Annotated in this window: 13 protein-coding genes; 10 read left to right on the top strand and 3 right to left on the bottom strand. The window is 35.3% G+C overall.

Going from position 1 to position 17000, the window contains the following annotated elements:
- The first annotated feature begins 8 nt into the window (after positions 1 to 8).
- From AC1EU5_RS07030 to AC1EU5_RS06985, 10 genes are all read left to right on the top strand, one after another.
- A complete protein-coding gene (locus AC1EU5_RS07030) occupies positions 9 to 1574 on the top strand; it encodes a quinol:cytochrome C oxidoreductase (protein ID WP_480191662.1) in 1566 nt (521 codons plus the stop codon).
- A gap of 26 nt (positions 1575 to 1600) precedes the next feature.
- Positions 1601 to 2641, top strand: coding sequence for a cytochrome c oxidase subunit II (locus AC1EU5_RS07025; protein WP_480191661.1), 1041 nt, complete (start codon positions 1601 to 1603; stop codon positions 2639 to 2641).
- 30 nt (positions 2642 to 2671) lie between these two features.
- Complete coding sequence (locus AC1EU5_RS07020) at positions 2672 to 4444, top strand: cytochrome c oxidase subunit I (protein WP_480191660.1); 1773 nt, start codon at positions 2672 to 2674, stop codon at positions 4442 to 4444.
- Between the two features lie 89 nt (positions 4445 to 4533).
- On the top strand, positions 4534 to 6912 hold the full coding sequence (locus tag AC1EU5_RS07015) for a penicillin acylase family protein (RefSeq protein WP_480191659.1): 2379 nt from the start codon (positions 4534 to 4536) through the stop codon (positions 6910 to 6912).
- Positions 6913 to 6922: 10 nt separating this feature from the next.
- Positions 6923 to 8524 carry a beta-N-acetylhexosaminidase gene (locus AC1EU5_RS07010; protein ID WP_480191658.1) on the top strand — a complete coding sequence of 534 codons (1602 nt, stop codon included), beginning with the start codon at positions 6923 to 6925 and terminating at the stop codon, positions 8522 to 8524.
- 20 nt (positions 8525 to 8544) lie between these two features.
- A complete protein-coding gene (locus tag AC1EU5_RS07005) occupies positions 8545 to 9831 on the top strand; it encodes an APC family permease (RefSeq protein ID WP_480191657.1) in 1287 nt (428 codons plus the stop codon).
- A gap of 3 nt (positions 9832 to 9834) precedes the next feature.
- Positions 9835 to 10725 carry a mechanosensitive ion channel family protein gene (locus AC1EU5_RS07000; RefSeq protein WP_480191656.1) on the top strand — a complete coding sequence of 297 codons (891 nt, stop codon included), beginning with the start codon at positions 9835 to 9837 and terminating at the stop codon, positions 10723 to 10725.
- A gap of 6 nt (positions 10726 to 10731) precedes the next feature.
- On the top strand, positions 10732 to 11205 hold the full coding sequence (locus tag AC1EU5_RS06995; protein ID WP_480191655.1) for a hypothetical protein: 474 nt from the start codon (positions 10732 to 10734) through the stop codon (positions 11203 to 11205).
- Positions 11206 to 11328: 123 nt separating this feature from the next.
- Complete coding sequence (locus AC1EU5_RS06990; protein ID WP_480191654.1) at positions 11329 to 11850, top strand: hypothetical protein; 522 nt, start codon at positions 11329 to 11331, stop codon at positions 11848 to 11850.
- A gap of 218 nt (positions 11851 to 12068) precedes the next feature.
- Positions 12069 to 12626: a hypothetical protein gene (locus AC1EU5_RS06985; RefSeq protein WP_480191653.1), complete on the top strand. Its 558-nt coding sequence runs from the start codon at positions 12069 to 12071 to the stop codon at positions 12624 to 12626.
- 59 nt (positions 12627 to 12685) lie between these two features.
- Here AC1EU5_RS06985 and katG read toward each other — a convergent pair whose 3' ends face one another.
- The 3 genes from katG to AC1EU5_RS06970 form a co-directional block, all read right to left on the bottom strand.
- Complete coding sequence (gene katG / locus AC1EU5_RS06980; RefSeq protein ID WP_480191652.1) at positions 12686 to 14884, bottom strand: catalase/peroxidase HPI; 2199 nt, start codon at positions 14882 to 14884, stop codon at positions 12686 to 12688.
- A 140-nt stretch (positions 14885 to 15024) separates the two neighbouring features.
- On the bottom strand, positions 15025 to 15762 hold the full coding sequence (locus tag AC1EU5_RS06975) for a nitroreductase family protein (RefSeq protein WP_480191651.1): 738 nt from the start codon (positions 15760 to 15762) through the stop codon (positions 15025 to 15027).
- Between the two features lie 10 nt (positions 15763 to 15772).
- Positions 15773 to 16813 (bottom strand): alkane 1-monooxygenase, encoded by a 1041-nt coding sequence (locus AC1EU5_RS06970; RefSeq protein ID WP_480191650.1) that lies wholly within the window; start codon positions 16811 to 16813, stop codon positions 15773 to 15775.
- Positions 16814 to 17000: the final 187 nt, after the last annotated feature.

The raw sequence follows: 17000 nt of genomic DNA, 5'->3' as shown, positions 1-17000 counted from the left end.
TTTTAGATATGTATACATTTTCAAGTAGATTAAAAACCGCCGCTTTTGTATTGATGATTATTGGTGCATTGGGTATTGGGTATGGTTTTTTCACTGCACCAAAAACAACAGAACAGGTTAAAGAAATGCTACACCAAAATGATGGTCATGGAGGTGGGCACGCGGCAGTAGAATCACATGTTGAAGGTGATGTTTTGGCCTTAAATTCTGAACATTCCGCTAAAGAAACTGTTGAGAATCATGAGCAAGATGCACACGATGTTGTAGAACAGTTAGAAGCTCCTCTTAAAGAGGGAGCTCAAGACCATGGTGAAGAATCTCATGAAAATAAAGAAAAAGAAGCTGCACATGTAGGTGATAAACAAGAAATGTCAGAAGCTGCGAAGGCAGGTATGATGAATGCACATAATGATGATGGTCATGGAGGCGATGCTCACGGTGTTTCTGAAGAAGAGCATTTAGAGCATGCTTTAATGCAAGCGCAAAACAGACCTTGGACTGCTATTTATGTAGCTATGTTATTTTTCTTACTGGCTAGTGTATGTGCTTTTGTATATTATTGTATTCAAAGAGCAGCTACTGCTGGCTGGTCTCCAGTATTATTCAGAGTAATGGAAGCCGTTTCAGCGTATATCGTTCCAGGTTCAATTATTGTATTGATATTTTTATTTGCCTCTTCTTTAGGTCATGCAAATCACATGTTTGCATGGATGTATACAAGTATTGATCCATCGGCAGAGAACTATGACTATGCTATGGAAGTTAAAGATTGGTGGTTGAATATTCCTGGTTGGTTAATAAGATCAGTTATTTATGTGTTGATTTGGATAGGCTTTAGGCATTTTATTATTAAAAATTCTAGAGCCCAAGACGAAGCATCTGATCTAAAACCATATAAAAGAAACTTTACACTTTCTGTGGTATTCTTAGTGGTGTTTTTAACAACAGAATTATTTATGGCCTTTGACTGGTTAATGTCTATTGATCATCACTGGTTTAGTCAGTTATACCCATTTTATGTATTTGCAAGTATGTTTGTATCAGGTATAACAATCATTGCATTTGTAACCATTTATTTAAGAGCAAAAGGATTTTTACCACAGGTAAATGATAGTCATATTCATGACTTAGCAAAATATATGTTTGCATTCAGTATTTTCTGGACCTACTTATGGTTTGCCCAATTTATGCTACAATGGTATGCAAATATCCCTGAAGAGGCTACATATTTTAGACCTAGATTAATAGGTGCATATCAGCCACTATTTATAGGAATGATTATTATGAATTTTGCTTTCCCAATATTGGTATTAATGAATAGTGATTATAAGAGAGTACCTTGGTTTGTAGTATTAGCAGGTCTTGTAATCTTAGCAGGTCACTATTTAGATCTGTTTATTATGGTTGCACCTGGTACTGTAGGTAGTAATTGGCATTTTGGTATTCCTGAGATCAGTGCATTATTGTTCTTTTTAGGATTGTTCATTTTTGTGGTATTTAATGCATTAACAAAAGCACCATTGCATCCTAAAGGAAACCCATTAATGAAGGAAAGTGAAATATTTCATTACTAAATAAAATATATCAAGAAGTATAACAAATGAAGGCATTATTTTATATCGTAATTTTTGTAGTATTAATGGTTGCCTGTTGGCAATTTGTAAAACTGTTAGGTTTAACAAAACCAGATAATACCACTGCTACGCCTAAAGAAAATAATATTAACGGATGGTTGATGTTAGGTTTAATGGGCTTTATTTATGGATTGATGTTGTGGAGCATGTATGGCGCAAAAGATGTATTGTTGCCTCAACTATCGGCTTCAGAAGAAGGCTACCATATTGATATATTGTTTAAAGTGTCAATGACGCTAATCTTAGTTGTACAATTCATTTTACAGTTCTTGATTTTTTACTTTACTTTTAAGTATAGAGGGCTTGAAGGTAGAAAAGCATTATTCTTTGCAGATAGTCATAAATTAGAGTTATGGTGGACAATTACACCAGCTGTTGTACTTGCAGGATTGATCATATATGGTTTATGGACCTGGAATAAGGTAATGGATTTTGCTGATGTTGAAGACCCGTTAATTATTGAACTGTATGCAAAACAATTTCAATGGGAAGCACGTTATGCAGGAAAAGATAAGGTATTAGGCTCTGCTAGTGTACGATTGATTGAAGGAACAAATACCATGGGGGTAGATATGACAGATAAAAATGCTGCTGATGATATTCCATTGGTAGCTGATCCTACTTCTTTTGTAAAAGAACTGCATTTACCAAAAGGTAGGCCTGTAATTTTTAAATTACGTTCTCAGGATGTATTGCACTCTGCTTATATGCCACATTTTAGAGCGCAAATGAATTGTGTGCCTGGTATGGTTACACAAATAAAGTATACACCTTCGGTAACTACCGAAGAGATGCGTCAATATCCAGATACAAAATCGAAATTCGAAAAAATTAATGAGCTAAGAAAGGCAGAAGGAAAAGAAGAAGTAGAGTTTGATTATTTATTATTGTGTAATAAGATATGTGGAGCTTCTCACTATAACATGCAGTTGAAAATTGTAGTAGAAGAGGAAGCTGATTTTAACAAATGGATTGCCGGTCAAAAAACCTTGGCAGAAAGTTTATAATTGATAGAATAAAAAGAAAGAAATAAAGATATGTCAGATCACCATCATCATAAAGAAACGTTTGTAACGAAATATATCTTTAGTCAAGATCATAAAATGATCGCCAAGCAATATCTAATTACGGGTATGATCATGGGTGTTATAGGTATTTTCATGTCCATGTTGTTCCGTTTGCAATTGGCGTATCCAGAAGAGCCATTTACAATAATTGAAGCCTTTTTAGGTAAAGGTGGCGAAGGAGGTATTATGTCTCCTGACATGTATCTAGCTTTGGTAACCATTCACGGTACTATCATGGTATTCTTTGTACTAACGGCCGGATTGAGTGGTACCTTTAGTAACTTATTAATTCCTTTGCAGATTGGTGCACGCGATATGGCATCGGGCTTCTTGAATATGTTATCCTATTGGATGTTTTTCATCTCTAGTGTAGTAATGGTAGTATCACTATTTGTGCATACAGGTCCTGCTTCAGCAGGATGGACAATCTACCCACCATTGAGTGCTTTACCGCAAGCAATGCCTGGTTCAGGTATGGGTATGACCTTATGGTTAGTATCTATGGCCATCTTTATAGCATCTTCTTTATTAGGTTCACTGAATTACATTGTAACGGTATTGAACTTACGTACCAAGGGGATGAAAATGACACGTTTGCCATTAACAATTTGGGCATTCTTCATTACAGCAGTTATTGGTGTAATCTCATTCCCGGTATTATTATCGGCAGCCTTATTATTGATCTTCGATAGAAGTTTTGGAACCTCATTCTATTTATCGGATATTTTCATTGCAGGAGAGGTATTACATTACAAAGGAGGCTCGCCTATTTTATTTGAACACTTATTCTGGTTTTTAGGCCATCCTGAGGTATATATTATCTTATTACCTGCTCTTGGACTCACGTCAGAGGTGATTGCAACCAACGCACGAAAACCCATTTTTGGTTACAGAGCCATGATTGCATCTATTATTGCTATTGCATTCTTATCAACGATTGTATGGGGTCACCATATGTTCGTTACGGGTATGAATCCATTCTTAGGTTCGGTATTTACATTTACTACCTTACTGATTGCAATCCCATCAGCAGTAAAAGCATTTAACTATATAACCACGCTCTGGAAAGGTAATCTACAGCTGAATCCGGCTATGATGTTTTCCATTGGGTTGGTATCAACATTTATTACAGGTGGTTTAACAGGGTTAATTCTTGGTGATAGCGCACTGGATATTAATGTACATGACACCATGTTTGTAGTAGCACACTTCCATTTGGTAATGGGTGTATCTGCTATCTTTGGCATGTTTGCTGGGGTTTACCACTGGTTCCCTAAGATGTATAAACGAATGATGAACAAAGATTTAGGATATATGCATTTTTGGCTAACGGCTATCTCGGCATATGGGGTATTTTTCCCAATGCACTTTACAGGATTAGCTGGTTTACCACGTAGATATTATAACAATACAGCATTCCCAATCTTTGATGACTTATTACATATCAATCAGGTAATTACAGTATTCGCGATTATTGGAGGTCTTGCTCAAATTATTTTCTTGGCTAATTTCTTTATTAGTATGTATAGAGGGCCAAAAGCACCTCAGAACCCGTGGAATTCTAATACGTTGGAATGGACTGCGCCAATAGAGCATATACATGGTAACTGGCATGGAGAGATTCCTCATGTACACCGTTGGGCTTATGACTATAGTAAGACTGATGAGAATGGCGAACTATGGGGTGGTCAAGACTTTACACCGCAAAATGTTCCTATACGTGAAGGCGAAGAAGTCTTCTAAAAAAAGAATAACGATAAAAGTATAAAAGCAGCCTCATTTTTTGAGGCTGCTTTTTGTTTAACTATCTTTAGATTTTCAAATCTTCCTTAATGAAATCGCTTAAGAAAATCTTACTAATAGTTTTAGCATTACTTGTGTTGTTTGTCATTTTCGGCTTCTTTTTTACCCGTAATTTAAAGCCTGTTTATGAAGGTACACTTTCACTAAATGGGCTTAAGAATGAAGTAGAAGTTTACTTTGATGATTATGGTATTCCACATATATATGCGCAAAACGAATTAGATGCAAGAAGAGCATTGGGCTATGTACATGCGCAGGATAGATTGTGGCAAATGGAACTTGTTCGTAGAATTGCAGCAGGAAGATTGTCAGAATTATTTGGTGAAAAGTTGGTGCGTAATGATAAATTCTTTTCAAGTTTAGGCATAGAAGAAGCTGCTGAAGAAACCATAAAAAATCTTGATACTAATAGTCATGCATACAAACTGGCAATAGCCTATTTAGATGGGATCAATCAGTTTATTAAAGAAGGTCCAACGCCTATTGAATTCTATCTGGTAGGCTTAGAAAAAGAAGAGTATACGCTAAAAGATGTCTATAATGTTATAGGTTATATGGGTTTTAGTTTTGCTATTGCTCATAAAACGGAACCCGTCCTAACCGAGATTAAAGAAAAATTAGGGGCTGAGTATTTAAAAGAACTAGAAGTTTATATTGATAGCACCACGACATTAATCAAAAATGAAAAAAACACTGTTTTTGAAAGCCGCTTAGCACAAGCCGTTAATACTATTTATGAAACATTACCGGTACCTCCTTTTATTGGGAGTAATAGTTGGGTAATAGGCCCAGAAAAAACAAAAAATGGTAAGGTAATCTTTGCCAATGATCCCCATATAGCGTTTGCGCAACCTGCAGTGTGGTATCAATCACATATAGTAACACCAAACTATGAATTGTATGGTTATAATTTGGCCTTAACACCGTTTCCTTTATTAGGCCATAATAGAAACTATGCCTATGGATTGACCATGTTTGCCAATGATGACCTTGATTTCTATTTTGAAGAGAATAATCCTAATAATAAGAATCAATATTTAACACCAGAAGGTCCCAAAGATTATCAAATACTAAAAAAGAATATCAAGGTAAAAGATGGTGAAACCATTTCTTATGATCTACGATTAAGTGATCATGGTCCTATTGTAAATGATGTTATTGAGCAGATCAATGATGATAGACCTATTGCAATGGATTGGGTATACACCAATTTTGAAAATAAAATGCTGGATGTCTCCTATCAAATGTCACATGCAAAATCGTTGAAAGAATTTAGAGAAGCGGCTAGAATGATCCATGCTCCGGGCTTGAATGTTATGTATGGTGATGCAGAAAATAATATTGCTTGGTTTGCTTCAGGCAAGCTGCATAAGTTCAAAAATGGAGTAAACTCTAAATTGATCTTAAAGGGCAATAGTAATGATGATGAAAAAGAACTGTTAGATTTTAATGAAAATCCGCAAGCAATTAACCCATCTTGGCATTATGTATATTCTGCCAATAACCAACCAGATTCTATTGCCGGAATAGTATACCCTGGTTATTACCAGCCAGAAGATAGAGCTAAACGTATTGTGAATCTATTAGAAGCCAAAAATGATTTCACTAAAGAAGACATCATGGTTATGATTAATGATGTTACTAGCTCAATGACACCTACTATGATAGAACGCGCATTTAAAGATGTTAATGAATCAGTTTTTACAGAAAAAGAGCAAAAGGCCCTCCAAGTATTAAAAGCTTGGGATGGTAATTATGATTTAGAAAGTGTAGCGCCCACTATTTACAATCGGTTTATCTATGAATGGTTAGAGAATACCTATAAAGATGAAATGGGTGAGACCTTTTATACTTTTTTAAATACTTCGCAACAAAAGAAAGTAGCGGCAAACCAAATGGCAAGAGATACATCGGTGTGGTGGGATGATATCACTACTGAAAATAAAAAAGAAACAAAAGAAGATATTGTTGTTAGTTCTTTAAAAGAGGCGATTACATTTTTAGAAAACCAATTAGGAGATGATAGCAATTCCTGGACATGGAATAGGGTACATACGATAGAACATCCTCATCCTATGGGGCGCGTGAAGTCATTACGTGGCTACTTTAATGTAGGCCCTTTTGAAATCAACGGAGGTAAAGAAGTCATTAATAATCTTGCATTTAAACTAGATAGTACTGGCTACTATAAAGTGAATTCAGGTCCATCAACACGTCGTGTGATTGACTTTTCTGATGTTGAAAATAGCATGAGTATTTCCCCAACCGGGCAATCAGGAAATCCGTTTAGTAATCATTATAAGGATCAAGCGCAAAAATATGTAGATGGCGAGTTCGTACCCATGCTATTGAATAAAGAAGTAATTCAACAGAGCAAACAAAAACTGGTATTAAAACCAACTAATTAATCAAAGAACTATGAACCTAAAAAGTATATTCTATCTATCATTTCTGTGCTGTATTTCAATGCTGCTTTCTTGTCAGGAAAAAGAATCGAAACGAATTTTAAATTTTCCTAAAACTGATTTAACTGAAGTAGCCATTATTCCAAAGCCATTAAACGTTGAAGCTACAAATTCCGGATTTCCACTGGACAGTTTGACAGCCATTTATGCACAAGAAGATTTTAAAAAAATAGCGTCATTTTTAAAAGAAAAAATACAATTAAAAACAGGATTGGATTTAAGCATAAATCCAGAAAGAAATAAAAGCATAGAAAACGGAATTTATCTTGAAAAAACTACTGATAGCTTATTAAATGTCAATGAGTCGTATAGATTAAGAGTAACACGAGACTCTGTCGTTCTAAGTTCGCAGACCGCTGAAGGCGCTTTTAGGGGCATACAGACAATCAGGCAATTGATTCCTGAACAAACTAATGATACACTTGCTTCAAATCCAATTTGGGTACTCCCAACAGGAATGATTACAGATAAGCCCACTTTTGAATACAGAGGTACCATGTTAGATGTGGCACGTCATTTCTTTACTGTTGAAGATGTGAAAAAGTATATAGACCTTCTGGCTTATTATAAATACAATGTACTTCATTTACATTTAAGTGATGATCAAGGCTGGCGTATTGAGATCAAATCATGGCCAAAGCTCACTGAAATTGGAGGGCGAACTGCTGTAGGCGGAGGTAAAGGAGGTTTTTATACCCAAGAAGACTATAAGGAAATTGTTGCCTATGCTACCAAACATCATATTACAATTGTACCCGAAATTGACATGCCGGGGCATACAAGCGCAGCTTCAGCATCCTATCCTATATTGAACGGAAATGGAAGAAAAGCACAAATCTATACAGGTATGCGTGTGGGCTTTAGCACGTTTGATACCCGCAAAGACACTGTATACAAATTTATTGATGATGTAGTTAGAGAAATTTCTGAGATGACACCTGGTCCTTATTTTCATATTGGTGGTGATGAGAGTGAAGCCACAAAAAAGAATGATTATATCTACTTTGTAGAACGCGTAGAGAAGATCGTTCAAAAACACAATAAGCAACTCATAGGTTGGGATGAAATTGGGCAGGCAAACTTAAGCCCCAATAGTATCTCTCAATTTTGGCGTCATACTGATTTTGCAAATAATGCGATTCAAAAGAATATGAAGATCATTATGTCACCAGCCAAGTATACCTATTTAGATATGAAATACGACTCACTTTCAAAATATGGTTTACGATGGGCAGGTTATATACCTGTTGATAAGGCCTATCAATGGAACCCTGAAGATTATGAAGGGATTTCTAAAGAGCATATATTGGGTATAGAAGCACCTTTATGGTCAGAAACCATTACCAATATATCAGAGTTAGAATACTTGGCTTTTCCAAGAGCGATAGGCTATGCTGAATTGGGTTGGACACCCAAAGAAAATCGTAATTGGGAAGATTATAAAAAACGTTTAGCGATTCAAGCTCCATTTTTAGAACGAATGAATGTAAAATATTACCCTTCATCACTAATAGATTGGAAAAAAGATTTTGAAATGAAAACATTAAAGAAATAGATTAATCTAAATTTAGCATAATGACAAAAAAAATTGGACTTAAAGAAGCTATATCCATTGGTATTGGCGGTATGGTTGGCGGAGGAATCTTTGCCGTATTAGGTTTAGCAGTAGCTTTAGCCAAAGGTGGAACTCCCATATCGTTTTTAATTGCAGGGTTAATTGCATTAATTACGTCATATAGTTATGTAAAACTATCATTGGCGTATCCAGACAGAGGAGGTACTGTAAAGTTTATGAATAAAGGTTTTGGCATTGGTGTGTTTAGTGGAGGTATAAACAATTTACTTTGGGTTAGTTATATAATTATGTTGGCACTTTATGCATCTGCTTTTGGGTCGTATGCACCAAACTTGTTTGCACTAACAAGTGATAAACTAGTCGATACACATATTTACGCAAGTACTATAGTAATTTTAGCAACTATTATTAATTATTACAGCATTGCTGTTGTTGGAAAAATAGAATCGTATGCCGTAATTGTAAAATTATTAATTCTATTAGCCTTTGTGGTTATTGGTCTATATGGGTTAAAAAGTAGTACAAACCTTAGTCAATTATCACCAGATCATTGGGAAGTGCCATTTAAACTCATAACTGCAGGTATGGTAATCTTTGTAGCATATGAGGGTTTTGAATTGATTGCGAATGCCGCACCAGATATTGAAAATCCTAAAAAAAATATACCACGGGCATATTATTGGTCGGTTGTTTTTGTGATTCTTCTTTACATTATTATTGCTATTATTACTGTAGGGTCGCTAACCTTTAAGGAAGCCGCAACAGCGCAAGATTATGTGCTCGCAGAAGCTGCTAGACCCATGTTAGGTAAAGTAGGGTTTACCATTATAACTATAGCTGCTTTAATCTCTACATTTTCAGCAATTAATGCATCGCTATTGGGCGGCAGTCGTGTGAATTATGAAATAGCTGAAGACGATGAATTACCAGATCATTTTACTAAAAAATTATGGGGACAACCAATAGGTTTATTCATTACTGCCATTGGAACTTTGGTTTTGGTAAATACACTTAAACTAGAAAGTATTTCTACTGCGGGAAGTGTTGGGTTTTTGCTCATTTTCTCTATTGTAAACTACGTTGGGTTTAAAAAAGCTAATGATATAGGCGGTAATAAAGTCATTCCTTTAGTGGGTGCAGTAGCCTGTTTTTTGGCAATGATAGCACTGCTAATACAGCATTATTCAACGAGTAAAACAGATGTTTTTATAGCGATTGGTATTATTGTAGTTTGTTTTATAATGGAATATATTTACAAAAATACAGAACGAAAGAAAATATCGTAATTTATGAATGATATTAAAAAAATAGACCAATTACTGGGTAAATGGGGAGATTCAATGGTTGGTTATCTACCTAAATTGCTTTTGGCAATACTCATAATCATTGCTTTTTATTTTATAGCTAAAGTTTTTAAGGGTTTAGCATTGCGGTTTTATTCTAAGGTATTTAAAAAGCGAACTAATGCTGCTAAACTCATTTCTGTAGTTATTTATTTTTTCTTTCTGCTTTCAGGTGTGTTTTTAGCCTTAGAAGTTTTGGGATTAGAAAGTGTTTTAACCAAGTTACTGGCAGGAGCGGGGATCGTTGGTATAGTTGCTGGTTTTGCCTTTAAGGACATTGCCTCCAACGCTTTTGCTGGACTTTTACTAAATATACAGCGCCCATTTAAAGAAGGTGATTGGGTTGATATTGATGGAACTTTTGGAACTATAAAAGAGATTAGTGGAATTACTACATCTATAAAAACCATTTCAGGTCAGGAAGTATTTGTGCCCAATCAGCTAATTTATAATAATACCTTTACCAACTTTTCAACTTTTGGAAAACGTCGTGTTATTTTTAAAAGTGGTGTATCTTATGGTGATGATTTAGATTTAGTAAAACGAGCAGCATTAGAAGAAGTTGATACTATCGATGGTTTATTGAAAAATGAAGTTATCGATTTCTATTTTACTGAAATTGGCAGCTATTCGTATAATTTTGAACTTCGATTCTGGATTAAATTCACGCACCAAAAAGATTACTTAAGTGCAATGAATGATATCGTGATGCGTATTAAAAAACGATTTGAAAAAGAAGACATTTCATTAGCATATGCCGTTACTACTTTAGATTTTGGAGGAAAAGGTGGTGTTAATATTTTTGACAAGCCCATAATGACCAAGAATAAACCTTAGCTTAATATGAACAATCAAGCCATAAAAACTATTCTGTTAGAATCGCTGAAAGCAGCGGAAAAGACTGTAGAAGCCGATCTCAAAAATGATGAAGAAACCAAAAAAACAGTACAATATTTACTACACTTCTTTAAGTTTTTGGGAATTGATGCCATTGAAAAACTAGCACAAGAAGGTAAAAACTATGTACAGCACCAAGTACAACATAGTATAGAAACATCCACAAAAGTATTAGCAAAATTAGTTTCTTCTTTAATGACCTTGATCATTACTTTTTTGGCAATAAGTGTTGGTTTAATCTTTGGCGCTGTTGCTTTATCACTATGGCTGGGAAGCTATTTTAATAATGCTGCATTGGGTTTTCTAATTGCAGGAGCTTTATGGATCGTTTTGGCCCTTACCCTCACCAAGTTATTCTTCAATAAAAAGAAATTAGCTAATGTAATCTCCAAAAAGATAGATATTCTTCACCTTAAATAATTCTAGTTTAAATTTTAATACTTTTTTAAGAACCGCTTAACAGAACTTTAAGTAGTTAGGAGTGAGTTTGGTATTCTGTTTGTTTCTTACTGCAAGAAATAATTTTTAAAACTGTTTTATATTATGAAGAAAGTTTTGTTACTATTGGCAATAGTATTTATTGCTACTTCGTGCAATGCTCAAGTTAAAGACAATAAAGAAGAAAGCGACACAAAAAAAGAACTGGCAGAAAGTGTAAAGCCTAAAGGAAATTGGAAAGTAAATAAAGAACTCGATGAGAACGGAAATATTATCCGTTACGATTCTATCTACTCGTATTCTTCAGATAATGATTCTATAAATTTTGGACCTGGGAATGTAATAAAAAGGTATCAAAAAATAATTTCAGAACACTTTCCTGAATTTGAAGGAGGATTTGATAATAATGTTGAGCAAGGTAAGAATAAATCGAAGCAACCAGATTATTTTTTTGGTGATGATTTTATGAATGAAGAAATCTTAAAACAATTTCCTGAGATGAAAGAGATGATGATGAGAATGAAGAAAATTCAGCAACAAATGATGCATGATTTTGATAGTAAAGCATTTTTACAACCCAAAGATGAAAATGCTAAAGAATTAGAAGAACTGAAAAAAGGCAAATGATTTTTTGAGGGTTGATTAGTTAATTTGGTTAATTGGAAACTGTAAAGCATTTGCTTTGCGGTTTTTATTTAATCTTTTAGTTTGACATCATAATATATGGAGTTAATATTTAATTTGTTAAAATTTTTATAATTATATAAATATTTGAGATTTATTGTCTGTTTTGGCATATCATTTGAATTTTTCATTGCATAAAGTATAATTTAAAAAATGTAATTATGAAAACATATAAAATTAAACGAATAGCAATCATGTTGATGATTCTCTTTTTATTTGGAGGAGTATCAACGGTAAGTGCTCAGCACAAGAAAACAAGTGTTTCAAGTAATATTTCTTACAGGGTAATTTCAGGTCCGGCTTCAATAATTGAAGGGGAAAGTAATTCAATTATTAGTGAAGTTGAGATAGATGATGAAACGGGTGAAATTAAAAAATTAAATTTTGACGTGCCGACAAATACTTTTAATGGTTTTAATTCTGATTATTTGGCATGGATCAACGGATTTGCAAACCAAAATTTAAAATTTGTTAGCAAATCAGTTAAAAAAGTAAATGACAATACCTATGTGGTGAATGGTGATTTACATTTTAGAAGAACAAGTGAACCTATTGAATTTAGATTAAGGAGAAAACCTTCATCAAATCAATTAATTTTAAAAGGAAGTTTTAGGCTAAGACCACGAGATCATTTTATTGGACACTTGCCTTCTAGACGATTAGTTTCAACATGGATTCCATTTAATCTCACATTGGCTTTTGATGATCTAGTTTCATAATAAAAAAGGTGATCTCGAAGTCTCGGGATCACCTTTTCTTTTAAATTTAAATTGAAAAATTACTTCAGATCAAACCGATCAGCATTCATCACCTTTACCCAAGTTGCTACAAAATCATTTACAAATTTTTCTTGTCCGTCATTGGCACCATATACTTCAGCTACACCTCTTAGTTCTGTATTTGAACCAAAGATAAGATCAGCACGGGTAGCAGAGAATTTCATAGCACCGGTTCTACGATCACGCCCTATAAATTCTTTATCTTCAGGTGATGCAGCTTTCCAGGTAATGGCAAAATCTAATAGGTTAGTAAAAAAATCATTAGTTAAATGCCCTACATTCTCCGTAAAGACACCATGATTTGATCCATCATAATTAGCACCTAATACACGCAAACCACCTACTAAGACAGTCATTTCTGGTATAGAAAGCGACATTAAATTCGCACGATCTACCAATAGGTCTTCAGCAGCTACATTTAAATCAGATTTTATGTAATTTCTAAATCCATCTGCCAACGGTTCTAAATAACTAAAAGATTCTAAATCTGTTTGTTCTTGAGAAGCATCCCCACGACCTTGAGTGAAAGGTACAGTAACATCATGTCCGGCATTTCTGGCAGCTTCCTCAATGGCGGAAGAACCTGCTAAAACAATAAGATCTGCCATAGAAATGGTACCATTAAAGTCTCTCTGTATGGCTTCCAATATATCTAATACTTTATTCAATTCACTAGGGTTATTCACTTCCCAGCTGCGTTGCGGTTCTAAACGTAAACGTGCACCATTGGCACCGCCACGTTTATCTGAATCTCTATACGTAGAAGCAGAAGCCCAAGCTGTAGTAACTAATTGAGAAATAGATAACTCAGAAGCCAACACCATTTTCTTCAATAATGAAATGTCATCATCACTTAACGTATAATCAACTTTTGGAATTGGGTCTTGCCATAATAATTCTTCTTTTGGTACTTCAGGACCTAAATAACGATCTATTGGTCCCATATCTCTATGTGTCAATTTATACCATGCACGTGCAAAAGCATCTTCAAAGGCAGCATGATCTTTATGAAAACGTTGAGAGATTTCTAAGTACTTAGGATCTGTTTTTAAGGCAATGTCTGCAGTAGACATCATCAAGGCCTGTTTTCCATTAGGGTCACCAGCCTTCGGTGCCATACGCGCATTTAAAGCAGCTGTAGGTGTCCATTGATGTGCACCTGCAGGACTCTTCGTTAATTCCCAATCATAATTTAACAACACATCAAAATATTCATCATCCCACTGCGTTGGGTTGGGTGTCCATGGGCCTTCTAAACCACTGGTAATGGCATCGTCTAATACACCAGAATTGAAGGTGTTTTTCCATCCTGTACTCATTTCTTGTATGCTAGCACCATGCGGTTCAGGGCCAACATATTTATCAGGGTCAGCAGCACCATGTGCTTTTCCAAATGTGTGACCTCCAGCAACTAAGGCAACGGTTTCTTCATCATTCATTGCCATGCGACCAAAAGTAATTCTTATATCATGTGCTGACTTCATAGGGTCAGGAATGCCATTAGGCCCTTCTGGATTTACGTAGATCAATCCCATATGCACAGCACCTAAATGCCCTTCAAGGTCACCGTCACTCGTATCATAACGATCATCATTATCTAACCATCCGGTTTCAGAACCCCAATACACATCTTGCTCTGGTTCCCATACATCTTCGCGCCCACCGGCAAAACCAAAGGTTTTGAATCCCATAGATTCTAGTGCACAATTCCCGGCAAGTATCATCAAATCTGCCCAAGAAAGATTTCTTCCGTATTTCTTTTTTACGGGCCATAGTAGTAAACGTGCTTTGTCTAAGTTTCCGTTATCAGGCCAGCTGTTTAAAGGTGCAAAACGTTGTGTGCCTGAAGCTCCACCACCACGGCCATCACCCACACGATAGGTACCAGCACTATGCCATGCCATGCGAATCATAAAAGGCCCGTAATGGCCGTAATCTGCAGGCCACCAGTCTTGTGAATCGGTCATTACATCAATGACATCTTGCTTTAATTCAGCATAATTAATGCTATTAAAAGCTTTTGCATAATCAAAGTCTTTGTCAAACGGATTTGAACTTTTACCATGTTGGCGAAGAATGTTTAGTTTAAGCTCGTTGGGCCACCAATCGCGATTGGAGGTTCCACCGCCGGCACCCTGTTTCTGAGCACCACTCATAAATGGGCATTTAGCAATGTCGCCATTTTTATTATGTTCCATATTAGTTAGTTTTTAAATGTTAGTAGAAAAATTCCCTACCAAATTTACGGAATAATGAAGTACTAATCCACTGAGAATAATTTATAAAACTTATGTGTTAATAAGTTCCATTTATGATAGAATCATATTGATAAGAAAAGTCAAACTTTTGTATAGATTTCTTCAAAAGGAATACGAAAACGATCACCATAGATCCCTTTTTCTGTTCTAATACCACAACCAATGACCATATTAATTTCAGAAAGCAAAGGCAACCCTAAAGTACTTTTGACACGCCACGTGTCTGATCCTTCCATAGGACAGGTGTCATAACCAATGGCAGCCATACTCAACATAAAGGTTTGTGCTGCTAATCCGGCACTTTTATGTGCTACAATACGCATATCAGATTTTCTGACTTCTCGATACATCGGGCGAAATAAACCACTTACTAAAATCATAAGGTAGCGCAACAAACCAAAGAATCCTAAAAATTCTATGTATGCAAAAGGAATTAATTTCTCATAATAGCTACGAGCCACCTTTTCACGACTACTTTGTTCAGACTTAGGATTATTTTTACCAAAAACACTATCAATAAACCCTAAGTTAGCCTTAGCACGTTTACGCCAAAGATCTTTACGTACAACAACAACCACTAGTTCTTGAGCTGTCTTTGCTGCATTTTGATCAAAACAATGTTTTGCCAGTTTGGCTATCATCTCCTTGGAGGTAATATGATAAAATTCCCATAATTGCAGATTGCTACTATTAGGTGCTAATGCAGCCTGCTCTAAGCATTGTTTTACTTTTTGGGAATCAAGAGGTTTTTCTGGGTCAAAAACGCGAACAGAACGACGGTAGTGTACCGCGGCAGAAACTGACTTTTCAGGGGTCATATACATAAAGTTAGGAGTTGAATTGTGCAACTCTGGGGTTCATGAATTTAAACCATAGGGGTGGAATCAATGAGAGCAGCATCATACCTGGATAGCCTGTAGGCATTTGCGGACTCTCGGGTAATGACTTTAATACTTGGTAAGGTTTACTACCATTATAATGATGATCTGAATGACGCGATAGGTTGAATAAGAATAATTTACCAATAATATGATCTGAATTCCAGGAATGCGTGTGCCTTACTCGTTCATAACGTCCATGCTCATTTTGTTTACGCAGCAACCCGTAGTGTTCAATATAATTGACAGTTTCAAGCAACAAGATACCAATAACCGCTGCTATAAGAAAAGCACCTAATACTAAAGAACCATAGAAATAATAAATAGAAAATAGCAAAATGATATTTGCTAGGGTATAGACAATCATCCTATTTTGTAGTGAAAAGGAAGCCTTTCCATTTTCTTTCAAACGTTTATTCTCTAAATACCATGCTTCAGCGTAGCTGGAGAAATGGGAACGTACCCAAAAAATGTAAAGCGGTTCGTTTTTTCTGGCGGTAGCTGCATCGTTTGGAGTGGCAACGTTAAAATGGTGACCACCATTATGGTAGGGTAAAAAATGAGTATTCAAGGATGTTAGTAACAATAACTCTCCAAAGAACTGCTCTGTTCTATTCAAGCGATGCCCTAGCTCATGCCCCACATTAATGCCAATGATGCCACATAAAATTCCCATGGCACTTATACGTCCTATATAATCCATCGTTGACAAACCGAATTCTTGAATACTCTCAAAAAATAAAAATAGCATCATTAATTGAACCGGAACCGACAGGTACAATATCCAAGCATAAAGCTTGTTTTCTTTTTCCAGCTTGGCAGTTTCCTTATCAAAATTACGACTATCGGCTTTTAAAAATAATTCTATAAAAGGTACTAACACAAAAACCAACAGCATGGGTAAAAAAGTGAGCCAACCTTTTGAAGTGAAAGATATATAAGTCAAAATAGGCAATAGATACACTAAAAAGTATTTAATTCGTTTGAACATAGAATAATTATTGCTGTAAAATACGAAAAAATCAATTTTTATTTTGATTAGTTCAGATTATTAACAATCTTTGTCTCATAACAGATGCATAAACTAGTATTAAATATCATTATTGTCATTCGTATTGTGAGTTATTCGCAACGATAGGAATGGTATTAATACTATAAAAATAAAAAGCCTTCCTATA

The organism is Maritimimonas sp. 2405UD52-3 (assembly GCF_056591715.1).
This window is presented reverse-complemented; position numbering and strand designations above follow the sequence as displayed.